This is a genomic window from Sutterella massiliensis (assembly GCF_016899755.1).
Taxonomy (GTDB): Bacteria; Pseudomonadota; Gammaproteobacteria; order Burkholderiales; family Burkholderiaceae_F; genus Sutterella; species Sutterella massiliensis.
On the sequence record NZ_JACJJC010000005.1, the window covers coordinates 68,866 to 94,873 of the forward strand.

Annotated in this window: 27 protein-coding genes; 19 read left to right on the forward strand and 8 right to left on the reverse strand. The window is 60.6% G+C overall.

Going from position 1 to position 26,008, the window contains the following annotated elements:
• Positions 1-37: 37 nt before the first annotated feature.
• On the reverse strand, positions 38-1,084 hold the full coding sequence (gene ansB, locus H6A60_RS04555) for an L-asparaginase 2 (RefSeq protein WP_205102233.1): 1,047 nt from the start codon (positions 1,082-1,084) through the stop codon (positions 38-40).
• 524 nt (positions 1,085-1,608) lie between these two features.
• Here ansB and H6A60_RS13730 point away from each other — a divergent pair.
• From H6A60_RS13730 to arcC, 4 genes are all read left to right on the forward strand, one after another.
• On the forward strand, positions 1,609-1,854 hold the full coding sequence (locus tag H6A60_RS13730; RefSeq protein WP_338054836.1) for an ABC transporter permease: 246 nt from the start codon (positions 1,609-1,611) through the stop codon (positions 1,852-1,854).
• A gap of 443 nt (positions 1,855-2,297) precedes the next feature.
• Positions 2,298-3,071 carry a (S)-ureidoglycine aminohydrolase gene (gene allE / locus H6A60_RS04565; protein ID WP_205102234.1) on the forward strand — a complete coding sequence of 258 codons (774 nt, stop codon included), beginning with the start codon at positions 2,298-2,300 and terminating at the stop codon, positions 3,069-3,071.
• A gap of 123 nt (positions 3,072-3,194) precedes the next feature.
• Complete coding sequence (locus tag H6A60_RS04570; RefSeq protein WP_205102235.1) at positions 3,195-4,223, forward strand: aspartate/ornithine carbamoyltransferase family protein; 1,029 nt, start codon at positions 3,195-3,197, stop codon at positions 4,221-4,223.
• A gap of 239 nt (positions 4,224-4,462) precedes the next feature.
• Entirely contained in the window at positions 4,463-5,389 is a 927-nt protein-coding gene (gene arcC, locus H6A60_RS04575) for a carbamate kinase (protein ID WP_205102236.1), read from the forward strand.
• Between the two features lie 39 nt (positions 5,390-5,428).
• Here arcC and H6A60_RS04580 read toward each other — a convergent pair whose 3' ends face one another.
• The gene (locus tag H6A60_RS04580; RefSeq protein ID WP_205102237.1) at positions 5,429-5,662 is read right to left on the reverse strand and encodes a hypothetical protein; all 234 of its coding nucleotides are present in this window, start codon (positions 5,660-5,662) and stop codon (positions 5,429-5,431) included.
• A gap of 37 nt (positions 5,663-5,699) precedes the next feature.
• On the opposite strand from H6A60_RS04580, the gene H6A60_RS04585 reads away from it, so the two are divergent.
• Both H6A60_RS04585 and H6A60_RS04590 read left to right on the forward strand, forming a co-directional pair.
• A complete protein-coding gene (locus tag H6A60_RS04585) occupies positions 5,700-6,782 on the forward strand; it encodes an AraC family transcriptional regulator (RefSeq protein ID WP_239477583.1) in 1,083 nt (360 codons plus the stop codon).
• A gap of 39 nt (positions 6,783-6,821) precedes the next feature.
• Complete coding sequence (locus H6A60_RS04590) at positions 6,822-7,481, forward strand: NUDIX hydrolase (RefSeq protein WP_205102238.1); 660 nt, start codon at positions 6,822-6,824, stop codon at positions 7,479-7,481.
• Positions 7,482-7,588: 107 nt separating this feature from the next.
• Here H6A60_RS04590 and H6A60_RS04595 read toward each other — a convergent pair whose 3' ends face one another.
• From H6A60_RS04595 to H6A60_RS04605, 3 genes are all read right to left on the reverse strand, one after another.
• Positions 7,589-8,149, reverse strand: a complete 561-nt coding sequence (locus H6A60_RS04595; RefSeq protein ID WP_205102239.1) for a nitroreductase family protein — start codon at positions 8,147-8,149, stop codon at positions 7,589-7,591.
• A gap of 54 nt (positions 8,150-8,203) precedes the next feature.
• Complete coding sequence (locus tag H6A60_RS04600; RefSeq protein ID WP_205102240.1) at positions 8,204-9,082, reverse strand: hypothetical protein; 879 nt, start codon at positions 9,080-9,082, stop codon at positions 8,204-8,206.
• Between the two features lie 397 nt (positions 9,083-9,479).
• Complete coding sequence (locus H6A60_RS04605) at positions 9,480-9,911, reverse strand: FMN-binding protein (protein ID WP_205102288.1); 432 nt, start codon at positions 9,909-9,911, stop codon at positions 9,480-9,482.
• A 572-nt stretch (positions 9,912-10,483) separates the two neighbouring features.
• Between H6A60_RS04605 and argG the strand changes: the two genes are divergently transcribed.
• Both argG and H6A60_RS04615 read left to right on the forward strand, forming a co-directional pair.
• Complete coding sequence (gene argG, locus H6A60_RS04610; RefSeq protein WP_205102241.1) at positions 10,484-11,815, forward strand: argininosuccinate synthase; 1,332 nt, start codon at positions 10,484-10,486, stop codon at positions 11,813-11,815.
• 140 nt (positions 11,816-11,955) lie between these two features.
• On the forward strand, positions 11,956-12,957 hold the full coding sequence (locus H6A60_RS04615; protein ID WP_205102242.1) for a cation diffusion facilitator family transporter: 1,002 nt from the start codon (positions 11,956-11,958) through the stop codon (positions 12,955-12,957).
• A 61-nt stretch (positions 12,958-13,018) separates the two neighbouring features.
• Here H6A60_RS04615 and H6A60_RS04620 read toward each other — a convergent pair whose 3' ends face one another.
• A complete protein-coding gene (locus H6A60_RS04620; RefSeq protein WP_205102243.1) occupies positions 13,019-13,252 on the reverse strand; it encodes a hypothetical protein in 234 nt (77 codons plus the stop codon).
• On the opposite strand from H6A60_RS04620, the gene pyrG reads away from it, so the two are divergent.
• The 4 genes from pyrG (at position 13,251) to H6A60_RS04640 (ending at position 17,888) form a co-directional block, all read left to right on the forward strand.
• Complete coding sequence (pyrG, locus tag H6A60_RS04625) at positions 13,251-14,894, forward strand: CTP synthase (RefSeq protein ID WP_205102244.1); 1,644 nt, start codon at positions 13,251-13,253, stop codon at positions 14,892-14,894. The genes H6A60_RS04620 and pyrG overlap by 2 nt on opposite strands.
• Positions 14,895-15,058: 164 nt before the next feature.
• Positions 15,059-15,913: a 3-deoxy-8-phosphooctulonate synthase gene (kdsA, locus tag H6A60_RS04630; RefSeq protein ID WP_205102289.1), complete on the forward strand. Its 855-nt coding sequence runs from the start codon at positions 15,059-15,061 to the stop codon at positions 15,911-15,913.
• A 176-nt stretch (positions 15,914-16,089) separates the two neighbouring features.
• Positions 16,090-17,379, forward strand: coding sequence for a phosphopyruvate hydratase (eno, locus tag H6A60_RS04635; RefSeq protein WP_205102245.1), 1,290 nt, complete (start codon positions 16,090-16,092; stop codon positions 17,377-17,379).
• A gap of 77 nt (positions 17,380-17,456) precedes the next feature.
• A complete protein-coding gene (locus H6A60_RS04640) occupies positions 17,457-17,888 on the forward strand; it encodes a septum formation initiator family protein (RefSeq protein WP_205102246.1) in 432 nt (143 codons plus the stop codon).
• A 94-nt stretch (positions 17,889-17,982) separates the two neighbouring features.
• Here the strand turns inward: H6A60_RS04640 and hslO are convergent, their stop codons facing one another.
• On the reverse strand, positions 17,983-18,885 hold the full coding sequence (hslO, locus tag H6A60_RS04645; protein WP_205102247.1) for an Hsp33 family molecular chaperone HslO: 903 nt from the start codon (positions 18,883-18,885) through the stop codon (positions 17,983-17,985).
• Positions 18,886-19,113: 228 nt separating this feature from the next.
• Between hslO and H6A60_RS04650 the strand changes: the two genes are divergently transcribed.
• The 7 genes from H6A60_RS04650 (at position 19,114) to H6A60_RS04680 (ending at position 24,737) form a co-directional block, all read left to right on the forward strand.
• A complete protein-coding gene (locus H6A60_RS04650; protein ID WP_205102248.1) occupies positions 19,114-19,968 on the forward strand; it encodes a PHP domain-containing protein in 855 nt (284 codons plus the stop codon).
• Positions 19,969-20,107: 139 nt separating this feature from the next.
• Positions 20,108-20,764 carry a site-2 protease family protein gene (locus tag H6A60_RS04655; protein WP_205102249.1) on the forward strand — a complete coding sequence of 219 codons (657 nt, stop codon included), beginning with the start codon at positions 20,108-20,110 and terminating at the stop codon, positions 20,762-20,764.
• An 11-nt stretch (positions 20,765-20,775) separates the two neighbouring features.
• Entirely contained in the window at positions 20,776-21,372 is a 597-nt protein-coding gene (locus H6A60_RS04660) for a class I SAM-dependent methyltransferase (protein WP_338054837.1), read from the forward strand.
• A gap of 97 nt (positions 21,373-21,469) precedes the next feature.
• On the forward strand, positions 21,470-22,645 hold the full coding sequence (bamC, locus tag H6A60_RS04665) for an NlpB/DapX family lipoprotein (protein ID WP_205102250.1): 1,176 nt from the start codon (positions 21,470-21,472) through the stop codon (positions 22,643-22,645).
• Positions 22,646-22,798: 153 nt separating this feature from the next.
• A complete protein-coding gene (locus H6A60_RS04670; protein ID WP_205102251.1) occupies positions 22,799-23,515 on the forward strand; it encodes a DUF805 domain-containing protein in 717 nt (238 codons plus the stop codon).
• Positions 23,516-23,562: 47 nt separating this feature from the next.
• Positions 23,563-24,030: a DUF805 domain-containing protein gene (locus H6A60_RS04675; protein WP_239477585.1), complete on the forward strand. Its 468-nt coding sequence runs from the start codon at positions 23,563-23,565 to the stop codon at positions 24,028-24,030.
• Positions 24,031-24,128: 98 nt separating this feature from the next.
• Complete coding sequence (locus H6A60_RS04680) at positions 24,129-24,737, forward strand: FKBP-type peptidyl-prolyl cis-trans isomerase (protein WP_205102252.1); 609 nt, start codon at positions 24,129-24,131, stop codon at positions 24,735-24,737.
• A 336-nt stretch (positions 24,738-25,073) separates the two neighbouring features.
• Here the strand turns inward: H6A60_RS04680 and gluQRS are convergent, their stop codons facing one another.
• Positions 25,074-25,979 (reverse strand): tRNA glutamyl-Q(34) synthetase GluQRS, encoded by a 906-nt coding sequence (gluQRS, locus tag H6A60_RS04685; RefSeq protein WP_205102292.1) that lies wholly within the window; start codon positions 25,977-25,979, stop codon positions 25,074-25,076.
• Positions 25,980-26,008 lie beyond the last annotated feature (29 nt).

The following is a 26,008-nucleotide window of genomic DNA, read 5'->3' on the forward strand; positions in this document are numbered from 1 at the left end:
GAGAGAATTCCTTGCGGCACTTCAGATCGTCAGCCGATTAGTACTGGTCGAAGTACTTCTGGACTTCCTTCCAGTCGCTCGTCTTCGTCAGAGCGAGCTGCAGAAGCACGCGGGCCTTCTGCGGGTTGAGCGAACCCGAGGCAACCCAGTGCATCTTCTGGTCGTCGACTTCGGCTTCCTTCGTCGTGGCGCCCGTCGGGACGCGCGAAGAACGAACCACAACCGTGCCGTCCTTGGCAGCCTTTTCGAGGATCGGCCAGATCGCCTTGTGGATGTTGCCGTTGCCGACACCGGCGGAGACGATGCCCTTGTAGCCGGCCTTCACAAGCGCTTCGGCCTGGTAGCCTTCAACGCCGGCGTGGTTGTAGACGATACCGACCTTCGGAAGCGATTCGAGCTTCGTCACGTCGAACGGAGCTTCCTTCTGAGCGCGCAGACCGACGGCTTCGTATTCAACATGGTTGTTGAAGATCGTGCCGACCTTGCCGAAGTTGCCGGCCTGGAACGTTTCGGGCTGAACCGTATTGGTCTTGATCACTTCGCGGGCGCCGACAACAACGTTGTCCATGGCAACCACGACGCCCTGCTTGGCGGTTTCGGGCGTGGCGGCCGTCAGAACGGCGTTAAAGAGGTTGCGGGGACCGTCAGCCGAGAGGCCCGTCGAGGGCAGCATGGCGCCGACGAGAACGACCGGCTTCTTGCAGCGGTTCGTGAGCTGCAGGAAGTAGGCGGTTTCTTCCATCGTGTCGGTACCGTGCGTGATCACGAAGCCGTCATACTTGCCGCAGTCGGCCGAGATCGTCTTGGCGAGCTTGAGCCAGACTTCGTCGGACATGTCCTGCGAACCGATGTTCGTGACCTGGACGGGCGTGACGTTCGCGATCTTGGCGAGTTCGGGAACCGCGTCGACGAGGTGGTTCACCGAGACCTTGCCAGCCTGGTAGGCCGAGCCGGTCGAGGAAGCGCCGGCACCGGCGATCGTGCCGCCCGTGGCGAGCACGGCGATATTCGGCAGCGAGGCGGCCATGGCGGCGCTCGAAAGGGCGGCGATACCAAGGGCGACAAGGGTGTGTTTGATCTTCATGACGAACATCTCCTTTGGGTGAAATGCTTTTTCTAGTGTTGGTCGATTCCGGTCGAACCCATCCGACCGGAAAGCACTGGTCCTGCTTCGTGAGGCGCGCGAGCGATAGTTCTTTTCGCGCGCCGCACCTGCATTTGCGAAGAAAAGTCTATCGATCGGGGCGCTCGTCGGCGATCAAAAACAGTAAGACTATTGCCTCAGTTCAATAAAACCGAACAGGTAGGGAAAAGTGCCTATTTCTAAATGGAGAAAGCAATGGGTGCTTCCGGCAAGCGAGATGACATTTCGCCTGGTGACTTCAATGAAAGTCCCTGAAGGTAGGGCGCTTCAGTCCAGGCTCTGCTCGGAATCGTCTTGAGCGACGTCGGTATTGCGCTTGTCTTCACGACCGCGGCCGTCTATTTCGCCGCCTTTGTCGCCGGACTGCCGTTAAAAAGCGTGCAACGCTTCAGGCGATCGAATTCGCCGCGCGTGTGCACGGCGCAACGCCCTTAACGGTTTTTCGCCGGGGCACGATGCCGCTCGTGCGGCCGCATTTGGCGGCAGGCCTGCTTTTGGGACTCACACGGGCGAGTGGCGAAGTGGGCATCACGATGATGCTGGGCGGCAATATTTCCGATCGTACCAACACGCTTTCGCTCGAGATTTTCAATGCCGTCTCTCGTGCCGAATTCGACGCTGCAACCGCACTCTGCCTGCTGCCAACGATCTTTACATTCGTCGTCTTTTGCCTTCTCGAAATCATTCAGAAACGTTCAGTCAAGCTCTGAGGTTTGGCGCCCGGCCTTCATTTTTCATAAGCCGTACTCGCCGTAGCGATCGTTTAGGCACTAAATCGCATCTGTCGAGGTCGTATTACCGGACATAACGCAAAGGCTCAAACTGCCAATTTTTTCTCTGGTGCGTCGAAGACGAGGCAGGCAAACTTTAGGTGGCGCGAAATGACAAGAAGAATGGTATGTACTGACCTATCGCGACAAGCGAGTTTGCGATATTGTGCGTCCTCTTTATGAAAAAGAACTTTGCGACTATTTGAAAAATAAGAAAATTTCTCCAATAGATGGCTCGGATGTGCGGGATATCTACTGGCGCGAAATGACAATAGCTTGACGTTCTGAGCGGTAATTGGGCGACGTCTGAAACCTATAGTTTTTTGCAACGCCGGCGCGCAAAGGAGGCGCGTCCGTTGAGTTTCAGACACTAGGAGACAAACATGCCCGGCTATCCGCAGGACCTTCTTTCGAACCGTTCGGTCGTCAAGCACGACTTTGCGATCATCACGCCGCAGGGGCGCGTCATCAACACCATCCCCGGCATCGTCGACACGAAGATGACGATTCTGTGCTCGCCCAAGATCGGCGCCGGCTTCGTGCAGCTGATCGGCACGCTCGGTCCCGATGCGCACACGGAATATCCGTACGCGACCGAAGCGCTTGAAGAGTCCTTCATCTATGTGCTCGACGGCGAAGTCGAACTTGAAGTGACGGTCGGCGACGAAACGTGCGTTCTCACGCAGGGCGGCTATGCCTATGCGCCCGCCGGCGTCGGCATCGGCTTCCGCACGAAGAACGGCCGCGAAGGCCGCATCCTGCTCTACAAGCAGCGCTACATCCCGCATCCGAAGGGCCTCAAGCCCTGGACGGTCTTCGGCAACATCAACGAAGTTGCCTTCCGCGACTACGACGGCATGGCCAACGTGCACGTCAAGGACTTCCTCCCGGTTGAAGAAGCCTTCGACATGAACATGCACATCCTCTCGTTCGATCCGGGTGCCTCGCACAACATCTGCGAAACGCATGTTCAGGAACACGGTGCCTACATCTACGAAGGCCAGGGCACGTATCTCCTTGACGATACCTGGTACCTCGTCAAGAAGGAAGACTTCCTCTGGATGGGCGCCTTCTCGGTGCAGGCGGGCTACGGCATCGGCCGCGAACCCTTCTCCTACATCTATTCGAAGGACTGCAACCGCGACGTCGAAATCTGATCGACCGAACGACTTTCGAAGAATCTCACTCGTCGTGCGAGCGCACTTCGTCTCAGACCGAACTTCAGACCTGAGGGCGCTCGCCGACCGAACAATCAACCACGACCCAATAAGGAGCCGATCATGGCGCTCGACGCAAACTTCAAAGCCCTTGACATCCGTGAATACCTTGACGCGACCCACATGCGCGGCAAGAACATCACGTTCCTCGACGACTTCTCGCAGGACGAAATCATGAGCCTCTTCCGCGCTGCGGAAATGCTCGAACCGTTCATGCGCACCGGCACGGACCTCCTCAAGGGCAAGGTGCTCTACACGCTCTTCTTCCAGCCCTCGACCCGTACGCGATGCTCGCACGAAAACGCCATGCACCGCCTCGGCGGCTCGGTGATCACTGAAGCCGACCCGACGCACAATTCCTCCGTCGCGAAGAACGAGTCGCTCGCCGACTCGCTGCGCGTGACGAGCGAATACGCCGACGTCATCGTGATGCGTCACCCGAACGACCAGGAAGCCCTGGGCGCGCTCGAAGAAATCAAGGGTCACTGCTCGCCCGTGATCTCCGGCGGCTACGGCAACGTCACGCACCCGACGCAGGGGCTGCTCGACTCCTACACCTGCTGGCGCGCCTTCGGCGACCTCTCGAAGCTCACGGTTGCGATCGCCACGCCCGACCTCTCGCGCGCCCGCTCCGGGCAGTCCTTCGCGCTTGCGCTCGCCCGCCTCGGCGCCAAGATCGTCTACACGGGCACGAGTGAACTGCGTACGCCCGAAATCGTTCGTCAGAAGCTCGTCGCCATGGGTGCGAACTTCGAAGAACACTTCGACCTCACGATGAAGCAGAACGAAGAGCTCTACATGGACAAGGGCGTCGACCTTATCTATCTGCCGGGCTGCTCCGTGAAGAAGGACGATCCGAACCGCGCCGACTTCGAAAAGAAGATGGCCAACTACTACGTCTCGCTCGAAATGCTCAAGAACATCAAGGCGAAGACTGGCAAGACCGTCGGCGTGCATCACTCGCTGCCGCGCAACCCTGGCGAATTCGACTTCGGCATCGACAACACCGAGCACCAGCTCTACTTCCGTGCGATCGGCTTCTCGGTGGCGCTGCGCATGGCGCTCCTCGCTTCCGTCGTCGGCGTTGCCTAATTCGTCGGAAGAAACCGGAAAAGACTTCTCCGGAAGTGCGCCGGCCGCTTGACGGTCATTGGAGCGGCCGGCGGCGCTCTTTCTCGTAGCGGTTGAGGCGAGCCGCCTCAACCGTACCAGCGAAACAGATTCAACGTCCGTTTTTTGTGGCTCGCGTAAGCGTACGAAAAACGGCGAAGGGATCGTCTTGTCTTCAAAAACGGTCGGCCCTTTAAAATTATTTCAAGGAAATCATCAAAATGCGTCTTGTTATTGCTCTCGGCGGCAACGCCCTTCTGAAGCGCGGCGAACCGATGCTCTGCGAAAACCAGCGCGCCAACGTTCGCATCGCCTGCCAGCAGATCGCCAAGGCCTATGAAGGAAACCAGCTCGTGATCGCGCACGGCAACGGTCCGCAGGTGGGCCTTCTTGCGCTGCAGAACAATGCGTACAAGGAAGTGCCGATGTATCCGCTCGACGTGATCGGCGCCGAATCGATCGGCATGATCGGCTACATGATCCAGCAGGAACTCGTCAACTTCGTGCCGAAGTCCGCCAAGCTCGCTACGGTGCTCACGCAGACCCGCGTCGACCCGAACGACCCGGCCTTCCAGAACCCGACTAAGCCCGTCGGCCCCGTCTATGAAAAGGAAGAAGCCGAACGTCTCGCCAAGGAACACGGCTGGACGATCGCGCCCGACAACGACAAGTACCGTCGTGTTGTGCCGAGTCCGGAACCCAAGCAGATCTGGGGTCTTGAACCGCTTCGCACGCTCGCCGAAAAGGGATACATCACGATTTGCTGCGGTGGCGGCGGGATCCCGACCTACTTTGACGAAAAGGGCAACCTCGTCGGGGCCGAAGCCGTGATCGACAAGGATCTGGCTTCCTCCGTGCTCGCTACGTCGCTCGACGCCGACATGTTCATCATTGCGACCGACGTTGACGCCGCTTATGTCGACTGGCGTCAGCCCACGCAGAAGAAGATCCGTCAGGCCGATCCGGCTTCGCTGCGCGCCTTCGGCTTTGCCAAGGGCTCGATGGGTCCGAAGGTTGAAGCTGCCTGCCGATTCGTCGAACAGACGGGCAAGACCGCCGTTATCGGTGCGCTCGACAAGATCGAAGACATCCTTGCCGGCAAGTCCGGTACCCGCGTTGTCGTCGAAAAGGGCGTTATTTACGAATAAGCGCTCCGATTGACAGGGTTGTAAGGCAATTTTCTCTCGTTATTCGAGTCGGTCGGCAGCCCGCGCGTTGCCGACCGTTTTTTTGAGGTTGTCTGGCGCGGAAAACCTATTTTTCGGCGTTAAAGGCCATTTGGATAATTGGCCTGAAAAAGCGATTATTTCCAAGGAATAACGAGCAGTTGCAAACAATTTGGTATTTTCATTTGCGGAGAATCGGTGTGAAAATTTTTCGGCGCGCAAAAACAGCTGCGGAAAACGGTAGGTCGATATCATCACTTTTCCGCGAAATCTTCATTGGCGAGTAAGAACCATGGTTGATGCATTCCAATCGTCCGGGGCCATGACCGGGACGGACGATACGTTTCTGCCGCTCGGCGACAGCATTCTCGCTAGTTGGATCCGCTCCATCTGCCAGACGGTTCGCGGCTACGGGATTACGCCCGAGGCCGTGATGGAACGCGTGGGGCTCGACGTTTCGCTTCTTTCCGTGCCCGATGCCCGCTTCCCCGCCATGAACGTGCGCCGTTTCTGGGAAGCCATCATTTCGGGGAGCGGTGACGAACTGATCGGTCTTCGCTGCGGGCAGGAAATGCAGGTGGCAACGATGCACGGCCTGGGGCTTGCGATCGTGACGTCGCACTCGCTCGCGCAGGTGCTCGACCTCACGGCACGCTACGCCAAGGTGATTTCGACGACGATGGAAATGAGCCTCGCGCACGATGCGTCGGGCTCGACGCTTTATTTGCGTACGCTCCACGGCTACGAAGCCAAGCATGCGGCACTGATGGCCATGCTCGCTTTCATCCACCGCCAGGCCAATTCGCTTTCGCAGCACAAGGTGACGCCGCTCGCGGTGCATATTCATCTGCCGCGCACGTCCGAGGCGGACCACCGGCGTTTGGACGAATACTTCGGCTGCCGCGTTGAAACCGACGATCTCGGTCCCGATTACATTCGTTTCTCCTACGCCGACGTGATGGAGCCCTATGCGGGCGCCAATGCAATGCTGCGTGAAGCCAACGAGCACGTCGTCATGCAGTATCTCAACCGCGTGCGGCAGTTCTCGTTTACGGTTCGCGTCGAAGAAGAAATACAGGTGCTTCTCAAGGCGGGCGAAAGCGTTAAGATCGCAGACGTTGCCTCCCGACTCAATTTGTCTTCGCGCACGCTGCAGCGGCGGCTCGAAGGCGAGGGGGCGACCTTCGCAGAGCTTCTCGAGAAGCACCGCAAGCAGCTCGCGCACGACGCGCTCGCGCACACCGAGCTCAGCATCACCGAAATTGCCTACACGATCGGCTTCTCCGATCCGAGCAATTTCTCCCGCACCTGCTATCGCTGGTTCGGCTCGTCGCCCGCGGCCTATCGCCGCCGCATTCGGCAGCTGCCGACCTGATGCGACGGAAGTGCTTTTTCTTCATAAAAGGCATTCACCATGGAACCTCTTGCATCGACGCTTCATCCGCAGCCTGACGAAAACGGCAATCCCCTTCTGATCGAAGCGCCGAGTGCACCGAGCGACGCAGCCGCGTGGCTCGATCCGGACGCGAGCGCCACGTATTCAGCAACGCACGGCGGGGCGCTTCCCGCAGCGCTCAACGATGTTGCCTTCACGAGCGAAAAATTCGAAGGCAAGGCTGTGAAGGCCGCGATGATGCGCCTCGCGAAATTTAGGGAGCCGCCGCTGCCCGTCACGCAGAAGCGCTTTACGAGCGGCCTCGTCGTTGCCGAGCCAGACGGTCGCTTTTGGGTCGTTCACCCCTCGAACCGCTATGCGGGCGCTGACGCCACTTTTCCGAAGGGACGGCTCGATGCGGGACTGACGCTTGTCGTCAACGCCATGAAGGAAACCTGGGAAGAGAGCGGTCTCATCGCCGAGCCCGTCTGCTGGCTCTGCGACATCGACCGCACGAAGACCGTTACGCGCTACTACATGGCGCGCAGAACGGGCGGCACGCCCAAGAACGTCGGCTGGGAAAGCCAGGCGGTGAGCCTCGTTCCCGCGGAGGCGCTCCTTGAGTTTCTCAACCGGCCCAACGACCGCAAGATTCTGCCTTTCCTCGCGCACTGGCGTGCGGCGGCGCAGCGCGGCTGAGCATGTGCTGCGGCCATGACGCCCGAAGAAACGCAAAGGAAAACGCCGTCCGAGTCGAACTCGGGCGGCGCTTTCGGCCTTTAGGATTCGGCGTCGGCGTACTCGAATCAGGCGGGGCGGCCCACAGTGAAGAGCACGATCGGTTCCATGTGTTCAGCGAGCTTCATGCCGTTGCGAAGCGCGTCGTGGTCGAACGACGCACGAACACATCCCGCAAGCCCGAGCGACGTTGCGGCGAGGTAGCAGGCCTGACCCATCGTACCCGCGTCGACGAAGACGCCTGTCGGGCGCGCATTCTTGGAGCGTTCTCGGTCTGCAACGAAGACGATCGTCACGGGCGCCTTCTTGACGTACTCGTACTGGTAGCTAGTCGAAAGTTCGCGCACGTCCTCGGCGGTCGTCTGTTCGAGCGCATTCTTTTCCGGGTCGAAGCGCCAGGCGCCGTCAGCGCGCAGCACGTAGGCCGTGACGGCGCGCAGGTCGAGCGTCGAAGGCACGGTTCTGCGGCCGTCTTCGCTCGTGATGCCTGCGCACGCCCAAAGGAGCGCCGCGAGGTCCTTGTCGCAAAGCGCTTCATCCGTGCATTCGCGGTTGGTGCGGCGGCGAGCAAGCGCATCGCCGAGCGTCATCGTGAGCGCCTGCGGTTCGGGCAGCTGAATAGTCGTCATGATGAAAATCCTCCGTTCGGTGTGTGTTGAATGGTCGGTGTGATAGGCGGCGTCTCAGAGACTGCTTTCCTTCAATAGGCGGGTTTCGATTTTGCGGCCCTCGACAAGACTCGCGCGGGCGATGTCAAGCCGCCGCTCGAGAATATCCGCGCCTTTCAGCAGCACGCGTGCAAGCGCATCGGCGCGCTCCGCGCTGGATGCACCTTCGGCCGAGAGGAGCGCGCAGGCGCCGGGCTGAGAAATCGCTTCACCGTAAATTGATCGCCTTGTGCCGCGCGAACGCAGAGGTGTCGTCTGGTCGAGCGTCGTCTTAAGGCGCAGCACTTTGCCCGCATCTTCAAGCGACAGGGCGCACATGATGTTTTCCGTGCCGTTGCCGGCAAAGACGCTTAGAGAAAGCGGTTCAGGCTTTTCGTCGGTGTCCCGATCGGGCAGGGGACTGCTTGCAATGACGAACCAAGGTGTCTCCCGCAGAATGAGTGACTCGGGGGCGGCGTTGCGCAGCGCTTCGGCGTCGGCAAAGAGATCGATGGCAATCACGACGGGCAGCGCGCCGATGCGAGCGGCAGCCGAGAGCCGCAACGCGCGGCTCTCGGGGAATGTCTTCCATTGGAAGCCATCGAGTTCGCCGAAAAGGGAAAAGGCGCGAAGGCGATCGATCGCGCTTTCGAGCGAATGTACGCAGAGGGCTTCGAGTCCGCGCGAGAAAGCGGCGTCGTCGAGAACGAAGTCGGCAAGCGCCGCTTTTTGCCGTTCGCTAAGGCTGGTCTTACAGTCCGCGAGCGAAACGAGACGCAAAAGCGCACGCAGTGCGTCGCGCGCTGCCGTGTTTCCGAAGTCAAGACCGATGCGTGCGCCGATGCCAAGACAGGCGGGGGCGGCCCGGCAGGTGCTGGTGCTGGCGGACGTGTTGGCGGCGCAGGACGGGGACATTTCTCTCTCTCCGAAGTTTGGGAGCGCACGACGAGCCCGCTGCCCGCTTTCGTCTCTTACGGTTTGCAAGCAGCACGCGTGCATGCGCGGACATGCTTCGATGCTTTGAAGGAGATTAGTCGTGTGACTGCTATTTCGACTGCGTTCGCGAATGACAACAAACAGTCATTGGGCGCCAAGCATCGGCTTGCGGGTCGAGTGATCGGCCGGACTCGAAAACAAATGCAAAAGGCCGTTGCAACTACGGGAAGTCGCGACAGCCTTCAGTCAGCGGCGAAGTCCCTTGCGGAGGCTTTGCCGAGGCAATCGAGTCGAGCTTTCGGTTATTTCGCAGCGAACGCTCTCGCTTCACGTCCGGCGAGCAGACCGGAGGCGAGCGACGTGGCGTTATGCGCACCTAGTCCCGCATTCGTGATGGCGTTGCCGATTGCGCCGCCCGCACCGTAAAGTCCTTCACATAAAGTGTGTCGCCGCTCGCCACCTTTTCGATGCGAATGTACCCTGCGTCGTCGACAACAATCTCCGCGCTGAGCTCGCTCTTTGCGCCGTGTGCCGTACCGATCCAACGACCAACGCGGGCCTTGGTTTCGGTCGCTTTCGACAGCCCCGCTTCTCGAAGCGCCGATTCTGCGGCCGTCCGGACGGCGTCGCTTGTCACGGTGGCGCCTGAGACGCCGTCGACCTTCGAGGCGCCCGCAGCAAGAATGCGCTCGGCCATCACTCGGCCGATGTCGTGGCCGTAGCCCGGCGTTTCCGAACCGGTGTCGGCCTCGACTTCAGCGAGCTTGCCGTTTTTGACGGTAATCGTGCCGGTTACGTCGCCGCCGATCCCTTTTGCTGAACCGACAAAACGCCTTGCGCCACGTCAGCGAACGACGGCGCGACAAGTCCGGCCAAGCCCGCGCTCGCGACTGAGACGGCCCAAGCGGCTTTTTTCAAGAAGTGCCTCTGCATTTTTTCTCCTTTTCCGTGTAACCGGAATGCTTGAGTGCATGCTAGGCGTCCCGCATTGCGCATACAAATATCAAATAATTAGTTTAATTAATACTAAATTGCCATTAATAGAAGATCCACCCTTCGATCAGCCTGCAAGTCAGGGCTTTTCGCGACAGAAATGGACCGATTCGAACGTTCACGCTCATCAAAAGTGATGATTTGTCGACAAAAAACCACTAATAAGTTAAAGGGAATAAGACATTCTGCCTAGACATCTTGCGGCGCTCCAAAGACCGATTTCGAGCTTCCGAAGTGCCCGTTTTTTTGCGTTTTGCACGCCCATAATGGGTCGGTCGAAATCAACACAACGCCATGGCGCCGCAGTCGCGGATGCCGGCGCCGGAAGAAAAACGCCTTCGGGCGGCGACCCTCAACAGTTCGAATTTTTTGCAACGGTAGGAAGTTATGTCTCAGACGATTCTGCAAAGCGTCCCGGTCGGCCAGAAGGTCGGCATTGCCTTTTCGGGCGGCCTCGATACGAGCTGCGCGCTTCACTGGATGAAGGTGAAGGGTGCGCTCCCCTATGCCTATACGGCCAACCTCGGGCAGCCCGACGAGACGGACTACGAAGCGATTCCGCGCCGCGCCATGGAATACGGCGCCGAAAACGCGCGTCTGATCGACTGCCGCGCGCAGCTTGTCAACGAAGGCATCGCCGCTATTCAGTCGGGCGCCTTCCACATCTCCACGGGCGGGCAGCTCTACTTCAACACCACGCCGATCGGCCGCGCCGTGACGGGCACGATGCTCGTAGCCGCGATGCGCGAAGACGGCGTCGATATCTGGGGCGACGGCTCGACCTACAAGGGCAACGACATCGAGCGCTTCTACCGCTACGGGCTTCTGGCCAATCCCAACCTCAAGATCTATAAGCCCTGGCTGGACGTGACGTTCATCAAGGAACTCGGCGGCCGTGCCGAAATGTCCGCCTTCCTCCAGAAGGAAGGGTTCGAGTACCGCATGAGCGCCGAGAAGGCTTATTCGACCGACTCGAACATGCTCGGCGCCACGCATGAAGCCAAGGACCTCGAAGAGCTCGCCACGAGCATGAAGATCGTCGAGCCGATTATGGGCGTGCCCTTCTGGAAGAGCGACTGCAAGATCGAACCCGAAGTCGTCAAGGTTGCGTTCCAGGACGGCGTTCCCGTCGCGATCAATGGCGAACGCTTCTCCGACCCGGTTGCTCTCATGATGGAAGCGAACCGCATCGGCGGCCGTCATGGTCTCGGCATGAGCGACCAGATCGAAAACCGCATCATCGAAGCCAAGAGCCGCGGCATCTACGAAGCTCCGGGCATGGCGCTGCTCTTCATCTGCTACGAACGTCTCGTCACGGGCATTCACAACGAAGACACGATCGAGCAGTACCGCACGAACGGTATCCGCCTCGGCCGCTACCTCTACCAGGGCCGCTGGTTCGACAGCCAGGCGATCATGCTGCGCGAAACGGCGATGCGCTGGGTGGCGAGCGCCATCACGGGCGAAGTGACGCTCGAGCTGCGCCGCGGCAACGACTACACGATCCTCAACACGGTGAGCCCGAACCTCACGTATGAACCGAGCCGTCTCACGATGGAAAAGGGCGACAGCATGTTCACGGCCGAAGACCGCATCGGCCAGCTCACGATGCGCAATCTCGACATCGTCGACACGCGCGCCAAGCTCGGCATCTACTCGAAGGAAGGCCTCCTCTCGGGCGGCGACCTCGATACGGTCACGCCGCTCCTCAAGCAGTGATCTTCGCTTTATAATCACCCGAGCTGAATAAAGCACGTGCGCCCGGGCTTCGCTCTGTCGAAGCCCGGGCGATTTGACGTCCGGCCCCCTCAAGCCGCAAGCAACCGACCGGTCGTCGGAAAGCCCGAAAAGAGTCGACTATGACCTCGAAACACCAAGAAGAACGCCGCGAAACGGCCGAACGCCGTGCCGACATTGAGGCACGCGAAAAGACTTTCTACGCCCACGAAGAGGGTGACAGCGTCTACGCGCACGCCGCCGAGCAGACACGACTCTCGGTTCTCGGACTTGCGGTGCTCCTCACGTTCGGGTTCTCCGCCATCGAACTCGCGGGCGGCATCTGGGCCAATTCGCTCGCGCTTATCGGCGATGCGGGCCACATGGTGACCGACTCGGCAAGCCTGCTTTTTGCGCTCATCGCCAACCGCATCGCCGCCAAGGGTGCCGACGAAGTGCACAACTTCGGGCACGGCCGCGTCGAAGTGGTTGCAGCCTTTGTGAACGGTCTCGTCATGCTTTGCGTCGTCATTTGGCTTTTTGTCGAGGCGTTCGAGCGCATTCAGACGCCGCCCGCTGTTTCGGGCGGCAGCGTCATGATGATCGCCTTTACCGGTCTCGTGATCAATCTCGGCGTCGCCTGGTCGCTCTCGCGCGACAAGAAGAACATGAATACGCGTGCGGCGCTCCTGCACGTCATGGGCGACCTCTTGGGGTCGGTTGCGGCTATTGTGGCGGGCGGCATCATTCTCGCGGGCGGCCCTTCGATCATCGACCCGATTCTTTCGATGTTCGTGGGGGTGATGCTACTGCACGCGACCTATTCGATTCTGCGCGACTCGATCCGTGTGCTGCTTGACAGCACCCCCGAGGGCGTCGAGTACGTCGCAGTGGGCGACTTCATCGCTTCGGTGCCCGATGTCGCGCACGTGCACGATCTGCACGTCTGGACGATGAGTCCGGGGCATGCGGCGCTGCAGTGCCACGTGAAGATTTCGTCTTCGCGGTGCTGGCCGACGATTCTGAACGAAATCCGCGCGGGGCTGCGCGAACGCTTCGGGATCGACCACGTGACGATTCAGCCCGAGTGGGCGGACAGCGAGCACGGGTGCGCCTGCGCCGAGCGGGCTTCGCGCGCTCGATAAACGTCTTCATTTCCCGACAGGGCGCTTGAGAGCGGTTCGCGCCGCTCTCTTTCGGCGCTCCTCAACTCTGCTCGCGCCTCTTCAAGCGGGCGGGCGCTTCATCTAAAATAAGCCGAACCGAGATCTGCACCCGAAGCGGATCGCCGATGATGTCGAACGAGAGCGCGCCTCGCGCAAAATTACGCTTCGATATCGCGGCGACGCCTCGGGCAATCTTCGTATAATCGGCGCTTCGAAACTTATCCCTGCCTTTCGTAAAAAAGCGAAAAGGTGTTTCTCTGGTTGGAATTTTCATGACCAAGTACGTATTTGTGACCGGCGGCGTTGTCTCCTCTCTTGGGAAGGGCATCGCCGCCGCTTCTTTGGCGGCCATCCTCGAATCTCGCGGTCTGAAGGTGACGATGATCAAGCTCGATCCGTACATCAACGTCGATCCGGGCACGATGTCGCCTTTTCAGCACGGTGAAGTGTTCGTGACGGAAGACGGTGCGGAAACGGACTTGGACCTCGGGCACTATGAGCGCTTCATCTCTTCGAAGATGCACAAGCCCAACAACTTCACGTCCGGCCAGATCTACGAGAGCGTGCTGCGCAAGGAGCGCCGCGGCGAGTATCTGGGCAAGACCGTTCAGGTGATTCCGCACATCACGAACGAAATTCAGGAATTCATCGCGCGCGGCGCCGCTTCCGCTTTTGACGGCAAGCCCGACGTCTGCGTCGTCGAAATCGGCGGCACCGTGGGCGACATCGAGTCGCTGCCCTTCGTTGAAGCCGTGCGCCAGATGTCGTTCCGCGTCGGCCGCAACAACACGTGCTTCATCCACCTCACGCTCTGCCCGTGGATCCCGTCGGCCGGTGAACTCAAGACCAAGCCCACGCAGCACTCCGTGCAGAAGCTGCGCGAAGAAGGCGTCTACCCCGACGTTCTCCTCTGCCGTGCCGAACGCATGATTCCGGAAGGTGAACGCGCCAAGATTTCGCTCTTCTCGAACGTGCCGATGGACTGCGTTATCAGCGTTGCCGACGCTTCGACCATCTACGAAGTGCCCCTGATGCTGCACGCGCAGCACCTCGACGAGATCGTCTGCCGCAAGCTCGGTCTCGAAACGAAGCCTGCCGACCTCTCGGCCTGGGAGCACATTGTCGAGCGCATCCGCAATCCCAAGCACACCGTTACGGTGGGTATGGTCGGCAAGTACGTCGACTACGCCGACAGCTACAAGTCGCTCAACGAAGCGCTTCTGCACGCCGGCATCCATACCGAAACCAAGGTTCGCACGAAGTTCATCGATTCGAGCAAGATCGAGGAAGAGGGCTGCGGCGCGCTCGAAGGTCTTGACGCCATCCTCGTGCCGGGCGGCTTCGGTAAGCGCGGTACGGAAGGCATGATCAAGGCGATCGAATACGCTCGCGAAAACAAGATCCCGTTCCTTGGCATCTGCCTCGGCATGCAGTGCGCCGTGATCGAATTCGCGCGTCACGTCTGCGGTCTCGGCGGCGCCAATTCGACCGAGCTCGATCCGGATACGCCGCACCCCGTCGTGGCGCTGCTTACCGAATGGAAGGACCGTTCGGGCGCCGTGCAAAAGCGCGACGAATCCTCGGACCTCGGCGGCACGATGCGTCTCGGCCGTCAGGAAGTGCCCGTCACGAAGGGCACGCTCGGCCACAAGATCTACGGCGACGTTGTTGCCGAACGTCACCGCCATCGCTACGAAGTGAACAACTCCTACGTTTCACAGTTCGAAGAAAAGGGTATGGTGATCTCGGCGAAGACGCCGGGCGAACACCTGCCCGAGATGATGGAGCTGCCCGATCATCCATTCTTCTTTGCCGTGCAGTTCCATCCGGAATTCACGTCGAACCCGCGCTTCGGCCATCCGCTCTTTAAGGCGTACATCGAAGCCGCACTCAAGCACCGCGAAGCGGCCGCTTAATGCGCTCCAAGAGCGCTCCGGTCCGTTTGCCGGAGCGCTCGGGCGCCGGTTCGGGCGCCGGTTCGGGCGCCGCGGCGCAGCTGCGCCGTTTTGGCGGCCCGAAACCCGTTCAATCAGGGCGTGCCCGAGGCTTTCGGGCCGCGTCCGCATTCGGAGGGCACCTCGTGGAGCTCTGTGGTTTTGAAGTCGGCCTTGATCGGCCGTTTTTTCTCATTGCCGGTCCGTGCGTGATCGAAGGCGAAGCGATGGCCGTCGACATTGCCGGCGAAATGAAGGCGATTACCGATGCGCTCGGGATTCCCTACATTTTCAAGGCGAGCTTCGACAAGGCCAATCGCACCTCTGAAAAGGGGTTCCGCGGCCCCGGCATGGAAGAGGGGCTGCGCATTCTCGCCAAGGTTCGCGAGACCGTGGGCGTACCCGTTTTGACGGACGTGCACACGGCCGACGAAGTACCCTTTGTCGCCGAGGTGGTCGACGTTCTGCAGACGCCCGCTTTCCTCTGCCGCCAGACGGACTTCATTCACGCCTGCGCCGTTTCGGGCAAGCCCGTCAACATCAAGAAGGGCCAGTTCCTTGCGCCCGGCGACATGAAGAATGTTGTCGAAAAAGCGCGCGCGGCTGCTGAGCGCGCGGGGCTCTCGACCGACCGCTTCATGGTCTGCGAGCGCGGTGCGTCGTTCGGCTACGGCAACCTCGTCTCCGACATGCGCTCGCTTGCGATCATGCGCGAGACGAATGCGCCCGTCGTGTTTGATGCGACGCACTCGGTGCAGCTCCCCGGCGGCAACGGCACTTCTTCGAGCGGCCAGCGCCAGTTTGTACCCGTGCTTGCTCGTGCGGCGACCGCGACGGGTATTGCGGGCCTCTTCATGGAAACGCATCCGAAGCCCTGCGAGGCCAAGAGTGACGGCCCGAACGTCGTGCCGCTCTCGCGCATGCGCGAACTCCTCGAAAGTCTTCAGGAAATCGACCGCGTCGTGAAGGTCCGTCCCTTCCTCGAATGCGATTTCGCTTAAGAACAGTCAACTTCCCGTCGGGCGCCCGAAAGCGGACGCCCGACGTCGTTTTTTTCGTTGTCAACGGCGCCGGCAGCCGCCGGTTCGAGTTCGCCCGCCGAAGCCAAAAACGGCGAGCGGCCATCGAACCGAAAAGCGTTGCCGCCCGCGTCTAACTTTCCCAAAAAGGAATCATCATGAGCGCCATTATTGATGTCCATGCCCGTGAAGTACTCGACAGCCGCGGCAATCCGACCGTCGAAGCCGAAGTCGTTCTCGAATCGGGCGCTTTCGGCCGCGCCATCGTTCCCTCGGGCGCCTCGACGGGGGTTCGCGAAGCGATCGAGCTGCGCGACGGCGACAAGGCTCGCTACAACGGCAAGGGCGTTTTGAAGGCTGTTGAAAATGTCAAGGGCGAAATCGCCGAGGCCGTGACGGGCCTTGACGGCTGCGACCAGGTGGCTGTCGACCGCACGATGATTGCGCTTGACGGCACCGACAACAAGAGCCGCTTGGGCGCCAATGCGCTCCTCGCCGTTTCGATGGCGACGGCGCGCGCTGCGGCCGAAGAAACGGGGCTGCCCCTTTATCGCTACTTCGGCGGCATGCACGCCGTGACGATGCCCGTGCCGATGATGAACGTCATCAACGGCGGCGCGCACGCCAACAACAACCTCGACCTGCAGGAATTCATGATCATTCCCGCGGGCGCGACCTCTTTCCGCGAAGCGCTCCGCTGCGGCGCGGAAACGTTCCATGCCCTGAAGAGTCTTGTCAACAAGCGCGGCATGTCCACGGCCGTGGGCGACGAAGGCGGCTTTGCGCCGAAGATCGACTCGCATGAAGAAGCGATCGAACTCATCCTGGAGGCCGCTCAGAACGCGGGCTACGAGCCGGGCAAGGACATCCTCATTGCGCTTGACTGCGCGAGCTCGGAATTCTTCGACGGCGGCAAGTACGTCATGAAGAAGTCCACAGGCAAGGCGCTCACGGCCGACGAATGGATCGACGTTCTCAAGGGCTGGTGCGATCGCTATCCGATCGTCTCGATCGAAGACGGCATGGCCGAAGGCGACTGGGAAGGCTGGAAGAAGCTCACCGATGCGCTCGGTAACCGCGTCCAGCTCGTCGGCGACGACCTCTTCGTGACGAATCCCGCGATTCTGCGCGAAGGCATTGAAAAGGGCGTGGCCAACTCGATCCTCATCAAGGTCAACCAGATCGGAACGCTCACGGAAACGTTCGAAGCGATTGAAATGGCCAAGCGAGCCCGCTACACGGCCGTCATTTCGCACCGCTCGGGCGAAAGCGAAGACAGCACGATTGCCGACATCGCCGTCGGTCTCAACGCCGGCCAGATCAAGACCGGTTCGATGAGCCGCTCCGACCGCATGGCCAAGTACAATCAGCTGCTTCGCATTGAAGAAGAGCTGGGTGCCGCTGCGGTCTACCCGGGCCGCAACGCCTTCTACTCGATCCGCGGCTGATCGGCTTCGCGTCCTTGAGGCGCGTCGTGCTCTTTATAAGTGCGGCGCGCTGAGGACAAAAGGACGGCGCATCGGTCATGATCAGGTTCTATATCGTTCTACTGACGCTCGGCATCGGCGTCATGCAGTATCAGCTCTGGGCTGGTCCCTCGAGCTGGTTTCGGTATGTGGAAATGAAACGCGACCTTGCCGAGCAGCGCCTCGAAAACGATCGCCTGCGCGCGACGAACGAGGCGCTTGCCGCCGAGCTCTATTCGCTCGAGCACAATCAGGACGCGGTCGAAGCGCGTGCGCGCTACGAGCTCAACATGATCAAGCCCGGCGAGCGACTCTTTCGCGTCGAAAGCGTTGAAGACGTGCGCCGCGGCGGCCGACAGAGCGAACCGATTCCGCAGCTGCAGGTTGACGTGAAGCCCGGTTCGGCGCCGACCTTCGAACCGAAGAAGTCGGACCTCTACCACGCGCCGAAGAATCAGCGCGCGCCCAAAGCGCGCGATCGACGCGAGTAGTACGTTGCGCCAAAAACGAAAAAACGCCCGAGAAGCGATGAAGCCTCTCGGGCGAACTTTTTTGTCCGATTGAACAACCGCCGGAGGTGAGCGATCAGTTGTCCTTTTCCTCGGTCTTGCGGCCGAAGATGGCGGCGACGTCGACCTCGTCGAACGTTTTTTCCTTGCCGCAGAAGTCGCACGTGATCGTGAACTTGCCGCCCTGCGCGCGCAGGATTTCGCGGATTTCGGCTTCACCCACGGAGCGCACGATGTTCTCGAACCGTTCGTCGGTGCAGGTGCACCGGAAGACAGGGTTCGCCTCGAACGTGACGAGCGGCGACTCTTCCCAGAAGAGACGGCGATTCACATCCTCGGGGCGCAGCGTGAGAAGTTCTTCGCTCTTGACGGTTTCGGCAAACATGCGAAGACGCGACCAACCCTCCGGATCGTAGTCTTCAGGAAGCTGGCCGCCCGTGGCTGGCATCTTCTGCAGCATGACGCCGCCCGCAGCCACATCGTCGGCAGCAAGGCGCAGAACGGTCTCCACCTGTTCGGATTGTGCAAAGTACGCTTCAAGCGCTTCGGCAAGCGTCGCACCCGCGAGCGGCACCACGCCCTGGTAGGGCTGCTGATCGCGCGTTCGGCCGGTCATGTCGAGAATGAAGGCGCATCGGCCGCGCCCCGTCTTGTTGACGAGGTCGGCAAGCGTCGCGTTCGGGTCGATGTCGCCGGCGTTGTCGCGCATGCGTACGGTGACGCGGTAGGAGAGGTCCTTGCGCACTTCCACGACAAGGAGCTTCACCGGGCCGTCGCCCGCAATCTGCAGCTGCACCGTGCCGTCGAATTGAAGTGCGGCGGCGGCGAGAAGTGCCGCGGCAGCGGCTTCGCCCGCCAAGCGGCGCGCCGCCACGGGGAGCGCCTGGTGTTCGAGCGCCTGCGCGAGGGACCCGTGCAGCGCAACGGTTTCGCCGCGCACGTTGGCGCGGGAGAAAAGAAGCTTTTGAATTTCGTCCATGCTGATGCGTTAGAGAAACCATTGATTTGGCGAGCATTGTAGCCTTTCGCTTCAGAGTCGGCGGGGCTCAGGGAACGAATGAGCGGCCGATCGTTGCGACGGCAAAAATAGAAAAGGACGGGGCGTCCGGGCAGAGCGGTAAATCGTGTCGCTCGCCGCGCGGTTTTGTACACTTTCTCGGTTGAGTAAACCAAGAACAACACATCGATGGATTTTGAGGAGGCTGCCATGCCGGTCGACATGCACATGCATTCCAATGCGTCCGACGGCGCGCTGAAGCCCGCCGAGCTTGTCGGGCTTTGCGCTCGGCAGGGCATCCGGCTCATGAGTCTCACGGACCACGACACAATGGCGGGAACGGCTGCCGCGCGGGACGCCGCCAAGGCGCTCGGCATCGAATTCGTGACGGGCGTGGAGGTTTCGACGCTCTGGGGCGGTCAGACGATTCACATCGTGGGCTACGGGATCGATCCAGAAAGTCCGGGTGTTGCCGCGTTCTTTGCCGATGTTTCGAAAAAGCGCGAGGCGCGCGGCCGCGAGATGGGCGCCGCCTTTGAAAAACTCGGCATGCCCGGGGCTTTCGAAGGCGCCGTGAAGCTCGCGGGCGGCAGTACCGACAATCTCTCGCGCACGCATTTCGGGCTCTGGCTTCTCGAAAAGGGCTACATCCGCGTCTACCAGGAGGCGTTTGACAAATACCTGAGCCGCGGGCGCCCCTGCAGCGTCGACGTTGCCTGGCCGAGCATTCCCGAAGCACTCGACTTCATTCGCGCCGAAGGCGGTACGGCCGTATTAGCGCACCCGGGCCGCTATAAGTACGCGAGCGCTTGGGAGGAGACGGCGCTCCTTGAGACGTTTCAGGGCGCGGGCGGCACGGCGATCGAAGTCACTTCGGGTTCTCAAGGCGAAAAAGCGAACGTTCACTTCGCCGAAGTCGCCCGTCAGATGGGTTTTTTGGCAAGTACAGGCTCGGACTGGCACAGTCAGCGCTCCAAGCGGCCGATGCCAGGCGAGCAGCCGCCGATTCCGCACGATCTGCGCCCCGTCTGGACGCTCTGGGGCTACCCGACGAGCTTTGACTGAGACTCGTCGCTCGGATTCGTCAACGATCTGAAACGCGTGTTTTCCGTTTGCAACAAGTTTGCGGACATTGCGGGTGCCGCGGCACAGCTAGAATCGAAAGCCATACCGTTTATTGCCTAATCAAGGATTTTTTCCAGAGATGGACTCTTTTGCCCATGCCGTGCAGCTCGTCTGCGTTTATGCAATTCCGCTCATCTTCGCCATCACGCTGCACGAAGCGGCGCACGGCTGGATGGCGGCGAGGCTCGGCGACAAAACGGCCGTTGCGCTCGGCCGCGTAACGCTCAATCCTCTGGCGCACATCGACCCTGTCGGCACGATTGCGGTGCCCGGTGCCCTTCTTCTCATGAGTGCCATGACTGGGGGCGGCGGACTTCTCTTCGGCTGGGCCAAGCCCGTGCCCGTCAATCCGAACCGTTTTCGCAGCTACCGCTCCGGCATGATGCTTACGGCAGCCGCGGGCCCGATTTCCAATCTCCTCCAGATGATGCTCTGGGCGCTGCTTCTCAAGGTGTTCCTCATTGCGGGCATTTACGAGAAGTTTCTGATTTCGGTCTGCACGGCGGGCATCAGCGTCAATTTGATGCTGATGGCTTTCAACCTCATCCCGATTCCGCCGCTCGACGGCGGACGCATCGTTTCGGGGCTGCTGCCCTACCGGGCAGCAGCGGCGTTTGATCGGATCGAACCCTACGGCATGATCATTCTGCTTGTGCTGATGGTGGGCGGGGGCTTGAGCTTCTTTGTGCGCCCGTTCCTGATGTTCGGGCAGATGGTTGTCGAGCTTCTCATTTGACGGAGGCCCGGGTGGCAATCGAAGAAAACGATAGTAAGGACTCGCTACTCTGTCATTGCGACGCGATGATGCGTCCGTCGGCCTGGGTGATGCGTTTTGCGGGGCTGCTGCCGCGCCGTGCGCATGTGCTGGACGTTGCCTGCGGCGAAGGGCGCCACACGGCCTATTTCGCACTTCGCGGGGCGCGTGTCACGGCCGTCGACATCGATCTGCACGCAATCGAGCCGCTTGCGGGCGCTCCGGGCATCACGCTCGAGTGCCGCGACCTCGAAAAGGAACCCTGGCCCTACGCGGACGAAGCGTTCGATGCGATCGTCGTCACGAACTACCTTCATCGACCGCATTTCGAGCACTACATGCGCTCGTTGCGCCCGGGCGGCGTTTTCATCATGGAGACCTTCACCAAAGCCAACGGCCTCATCTGGGGACGTCCGCGAAACCCGGCGCACTACCTTTTGGAGCGAGAGCTTCTTATGCTCACGCCCGCAGAAGCGCATATCGTTGCCTACGAAGAAGGCATGACGACCGAAGATCACGCCGTCGCGCGCATCGTCTGGACAAAGCCCGCGGACGCGGAACCGTACGGACAGCCGCTCGGCACGCGATAAATTCGCAGTTTCGAGCACAAAAGGCCGTGCGGCTCTTTGCTAAAATTTCAAAATTGCCTCCGGCAGGGCCGGATATTGTTTTTCAGGAATCAATTCAATGACCAAGCTTTCGCTTCGTCTCGCTGTGCTTGCCGCCGCCGCGACCGCGGTCTCCGGCTGCTCCGTTCTCGGCATCGACTTCACCGACGAGAAGGTGCAGTACGAATCGTCGAACTCCCGCGCCAACCTCGAAGTGCCGCCCGATCTCACGCCGATCGGCAACGACAACCGATTCGCCGTTCCGTCGCGCACGACCGTCGTGAGCGCCAACGCCGAAGCGGCGCGTCAGCAGGCAGCGGCCGCTCAGAGCAACACACCCGTTGGCAGCGAAATCGTGCCCGCCACTGTGACCGTCAAGGTGATGAAGGAAGGCACGGACCGCTGGCTGCGCGTCAATGCCAAGCCTGAAGAACTCTGGCCCGTGGTGCAGGACTTCTGGCCCTCCGTGGGCCTTGTCGTGAAGGCGCAGGACGCCAAGACGGGCTACATGGAAACGGAATGGGCTGAAAACAAAGCGAAACTCCCGCAGGACATCATTCGCCGCACGGTCGGCAAGGTGCTTGACTTCGCCTATTCGACGGGTGAGCAGGATCAGTACCGCGTCCGCATGGAGCGCAACGACGATTCGACGACCGACATCTACATCACGCATCGCTCGATGGTCGAAGTCGTGACGGGTGCTCAGAACGACTCGACCGTCTGGCAGCCTGGTCCGAACGATCCCACAATGGAAGCCGAAATGCTGCAGCGCCTTGCGCTTCGCATCGATGCCGAATTTAATCCGAATGCTTCGGGCAAGGCTGAAGAAGCGCTGGCCGAACAGATTAAGCAGGATCTGCAGCCCGAACCCGTGCCCGCGAAGAGCCGCATTGTCAACGGCGCCGACGAAAAGGTGCAAGCCGTCGAACTCTTCGAGCCCTACGATCGCGCCTGGCGTACCGTCGGCCTCGTCATCGACCGCATGGGCTTCGAGCTCGTCGACCGCGACCGCGTTGCGGGCTACTACCTCGTGCGCTATCTCGATCCGACGTACGAACAGAAGAAGAAGGAAGAGCAGGGCTTCTTCACGAATCTCTTCGGTTCCGACAAGGCGATCGATGCGCCCAACTACCGCATCCATCTTGCCGACGAAGGCGCCAATACCCGCATTACGGTGCAGGACGGCGACGGCAATCCCGATCCCACGGGTGTTGCGCCGAACATTCTGACGCTCTTGGCCGAACAGCTTCGCTGAGGCTGAGGCGGTGCGCGCCGAGTGCGCTCGTCCGCCCCGAAAGGGGGCGGGAGGGCGTTGGGCGGCGCGCGCAAAACGCATAAAAACTGCCGGGTGAGAGCGCCTTGTCGCGCGACTTGCCCGGCATTTTTCTTCTGTTCGAGGAACCGCATTATGAGCGTCGCACTGAACGAAGTGCTCACGATATCGCCCGCAGGGCGCGCTTCGAGAGAGGCGTACTGGCTCTCGCTCTTTGCCGCGTTTGCGCTCATGGGCGCGAGTTTCGTCGTGTTCGGGTTTTCGCCTGCAGCGGCTTCCTTCATGGGCTTTGAAGCGGCGCCCGTGGCCGAGCCCGTCGGTATTGCACTGAGCTTTTTAGGCGGCGTGCTTTTGCTGCTTTCGGTGGCGCTACTCGCGACCGCGGTCGTGCGGCGTTTGCACGACCTTGCTACGAGCGGCTGGGCGGCACTCTTTCTTCTTATTCCCGTTGTCAACGTCCTCGTGCTTATCGCACTCGGCCTTGTGCGCGGCACGAGCATGAACCGCTTCGGGCCCGATCCGCTCACGATCCCGACGCTTGACCGGGAAGCGTACCGAAAGGCCAAACAAATCGGCGAACGTATGCGTGAGGAGACGGTTGAGGCGAGCAGTTCACCCGAGTCGCTCGAGCCCTCCCTGCAGTCCTCGATGGGAGCCGAGACCCCTGCCGCATCCGTTTCGCCTGCCGAGCGCCTTTATGAAATCGCGCGCGTTCAATGCATGGACGAGAACACGTCGATTCGCTTGCAGGTGAAGGTCGGCACGGTCGAAAAGCTTCGCAAGCTTCTCAAGAAGGGCCGCATCACCGAAGCGGAATTCCGGACGTGGAAGCTGCGAATCATGTCGCTTTGAGCGGGACGCCCAAAGGCAGAATGCGATTCTTGACGGATGAGCGGCACATGATGCGGTACGACGCCTGCGAAGCATACGAGGGGGCGGCTGCGAAAAGCGCGGGTGCGCACGGGCTCACGCAGTGGCTCTTGTGGGTGCCGGCGCTTTTGGGCGCGCTCTTCATGCGGCTTTACTGGCCGCAGTGCCGCATCGGACGCGTGACGTTTGCCAAGGGGTTTGCGCTTTGGGCGCTCCTTGGGGTCGCAGGCTATTGGCTTCTCGACCCGATAGCGGACGCTGCCTGGATTTCCGACGAGACAATTGTCGCGATAGCCAAGACGCTTCCTTGGCTTACGGGGGCGTGGATGCTTGCACTCATGGCGCTTCTCGCGCGCCGCGCGCACGACTGGGGGCTTTCGGGCGCCTGGGCGCTACTCGCCGAAGTTCCCATCGCCAACCTCGTGCTTATTGCTGCGGCGCTCTTTCTGCCGGGTAGGCCCGAGGGGCGTCGTTGGCCGCAGGCAAGCGAGCTCTGAGCGCGCGAGAATAAGACCATTGAGCAATTTTTCCGATCGTTGCGGCGCAGAAGCCCGCACGAGCACCAGATTCAATCAACGGGATTAGAAACAAGAAAATGACGCAACAGCACGTTCAGAAGAACAAGCTCGTGACGCTTGCTGTCAAGATGGCAGACATGACCGGCAAGATTCTCGAAGAAACCGGCCCCGAAGGGATTACGTACCTGCACGGGCACGGCGATATCTTCCCGAAGATCGAGGCTGCGCTCGAAGGACGCTTCCCGGGCGAAGGCTTCACGATTGCGCTCGAACCCGAAGACGCTTTCGGCGAATACGACGCGGACGCGATCCGCATGGTACCGCTTGAGCGGCTTGGCGATCCTGAAAGCGTCGTGCCGGGGCTGCAGTTTGACGAAGTGCCGGGCGAAGGCCCCGACGGCCGCATCTGGCGCATTACCGATGTCGCCGAAGGCGTGGCGATTCTCGAAGCCAATCACCCGCTCGCTGGCTGCGGCCTGCAGTTCGAAGTGAAGGTGATGTCGGTCGAAGACCCCTCGGGTGACGAAACCGGGACGGACGACGTGGTGGTGCCGGGCTTCCTCGGTCTCGCGGACAAAATCGTTTCCGAAGACGATGACGACGATCTGCCGTATGCGGTTGCGGCACAAGAACCCGACGACTCGTCGATGGCGCGTCTGGCGAAGCCGCCTCGCATCGTGCGTTAAATCGCTTTTTCTGTTTGGACGAAGGCTCTTCCTGGAAAAGGGAGGGCCTTTTTTCTGCACGGTAAAAGAGAGAAGCAGAAACGCCCGAGCCAGTGCTGAGAAAACAAATTCAAGCGCACCTTTGTGCACTTTTTGGGTCAAATGGTTCGATGAAATCTGGCCGAATAGTTTGTTTATTCTGATATTTCGCTAAATTTCAAATAGCTGTGTATAGATCAAGACGCGTCGACGAACTGCTGAAAAAACTTATGACAAGCGGAGCGCTCTTGGTAGAAGATCCAAAGCTGCCCGAAGTCTTAAAGACGGTTTCGTAGCCATAGCGTCGATAGAAATGCTTCAAGCCGGCTCTTCGGCAAATCGGTCGGCCCAGCACCGCAGTGCTTCGCGATGAAATGCTTCGATGGAGTCGGCGCCGATCCGTTCGAACCCGAGATGAACGAACGCGCGCTCGAGTTCACCCAAGAGATCGTCGTCGGCAAGCGGTGTTGCACCCTGCTGCTTGCTGAGTTTTTCGCCCCGATCGTTGAGAACGAGCGGGATGTGCATGTAGCGGGGCACCGGCGCGCCGAGCGCTTCATAGAGGAGGCACTGGCGCGGCGTGTTGTCGATGAGGTCGGCCCCGCGAACGATGTCCGTGATGCCTTCAAAGATGTCGTCGACGACGACGGCCAGCTGATACGCCCAAAGGCCGTCTGCGCGCTTCAGAACGAAGTCGCCCACGGCCTTTTCCACATTCTGCGTATAGGGGCCGGCGAGTCTGTCGACAAAGGTGACATCTCGATCGGGTACGCGAAAGCGCCAGGCACGTGCTTCGCGTCCGCCCGTACCCCCGCGGCAGGTGCCGGGATAAACGCCCTCAGGGAGTCCAAGCGCCTGCGCCGCCGCACGAATTTCCTTTCGCGAACACGCGCATCCGTAGACGGCGCCCTTGGCCTTCAAGTCCTCGAAGACCGCAGCGTAAGCGTCGAGTCTGTCGTGCTGCCAGAGTACGGGACCGTCCGAAGGCATGCCAAGGCGCTCGAGCGTGCGCAGTATGTCTTCGCCTGCTCCCGGAATATCGCGCGGCGGATCGATGTCTTCAATGCGAATCAGCCAGCGGCCGCCCGCCGCATGCGCATCCAATCGGCTTGCGAGCGCCGCAGCGAGGCTCCCACGGTGCAGGCGGCCGGTGGGTGAGGGCGCAAAACGTCCGCAATAGGGACGAAGGGGCGTCAACGCTTCTTGGGATGCGGAAGTGGGCATGCTCGGCATAAACTGAAAGCTTCGGAAAC

Coding starts and splice junctions, on each gene's coding strand:
- gluQRS (WP_205102292.1), bottom strand. CDS start 25,979: ATGCCCACTTCCGCATCCCAAGAAGCGTTGACGCCCCTTCGTCCCTAT.
- arcC (WP_205102236.1), top strand. CDS start 4,463: ATGCGTCTTGTTATTGCTCTCGGCGGCAACGCCCTTCTGAAGCGCGGC.
- allE (WP_205102234.1), top strand. CDS start 2,298: ATGCCCGGCTATCCGCAGGACCTTCTTTCGAACCGTTCGGTCGTCAAG.
- H6A60_RS04655 (WP_205102249.1), top strand. CDS start 20,108: ATGGACTCTTTTGCCCATGCCGTGCAGCTCGTCTGCGTTTATGCAATT.
- H6A60_RS04680 (WP_205102252.1), top strand. CDS start 24,129: ATGACGCAACAGCACGTTCAGAAGAACAAGCTCGTGACGCTTGCTGTC.
- bamC (WP_205102250.1), top strand. CDS start 21,470: ATGACCAAGCTTTCGCTTCGTCTCGCTGTGCTTGCCGCCGCCGCGACC.
- eno (WP_205102245.1), top strand. CDS start 16,090: ATGAGCGCCATTATTGATGTCCATGCCCGTGAAGTACTCGACAGCCGC.
- H6A60_RS04580 (WP_205102237.1), bottom strand. CDS start 5,662: ATGATATCGACCTACCGTTTTCCGCAGCTGTTTTTGCGCGCCGAAAAA.
- H6A60_RS04590 (WP_205102238.1), top strand. CDS start 6,822: ATGGAACCTCTTGCATCGACGCTTCATCCGCAGCCTGACGAAAACGGC.
- argG (WP_205102241.1), top strand. CDS start 10,484: ATGTCTCAGACGATTCTGCAAAGCGTCCCGGTCGGCCAGAAGGTCGGC.
- H6A60_RS04675 (WP_239477585.1), top strand. CDS start 23,563: ATGATGCGGTACGACGCCTGCGAAGCATACGAGGGGGCGGCTGCGAAA.
- H6A60_RS04595 (WP_205102239.1), bottom strand. CDS start 8,149: ATGACGACTATTCAGCTGCCCGAACCGCAGGCGCTCACGATGACGCTC.
- H6A60_RS04670 (WP_205102251.1), top strand. CDS start 22,799: ATGAGCGTCGCACTGAACGAAGTGCTCACGATATCGCCCGCAGGGCGC.
- H6A60_RS04640 (WP_205102246.1), top strand. CDS start 17,457: ATGATCAGGTTCTATATCGTTCTACTGACGCTCGGCATCGGCGTCATG.
- H6A60_RS04615 (WP_205102242.1), top strand. CDS start 11,956: ATGACCTCGAAACACCAAGAAGAACGCCGCGAAACGGCCGAACGCCGT.
- H6A60_RS04600 (WP_205102240.1), bottom strand. CDS start 9,082: ATGTCCCCGTCCTGCGCCGCCAACACGTCCGCCAGCACCAGCACCTGC.
- H6A60_RS04650 (WP_205102248.1), top strand. CDS start 19,114: ATGCCGGTCGACATGCACATGCATTCCAATGCGTCCGACGGCGCGCTG.
- H6A60_RS04570 (WP_205102235.1), top strand. CDS start 3,195: ATGGCGCTCGACGCAAACTTCAAAGCCCTTGACATCCGTGAATACCTT.
- hslO (WP_205102247.1), bottom strand. CDS start 18,885: ATGGACGAAATTCAAAAGCTTCTTTTCTCCCGCGCCAACGTGCGCGGC.
- H6A60_RS04620 (WP_205102243.1), bottom strand. CDS start 13,252: ATGAAAATTCCAACCAGAGAAACACCTTTTCGCTTTTTTACGAAAGGC.
- H6A60_RS04585 (WP_239477583.1), top strand. CDS start 5,700: ATGGTTGATGCATTCCAATCGTCCGGGGCCATGACCGGGACGGACGAT.
- pyrG (WP_205102244.1), top strand. CDS start 13,251: ATGACCAAGTACGTATTTGTGACCGGCGGCGTTGTCTCCTCTCTTGGG.
- ansB (WP_205102233.1), bottom strand. CDS start 1,084: ATGAAGATCAAACACACCCTTGTCGCCCTTGGTATCGCCGCCCTTTCG.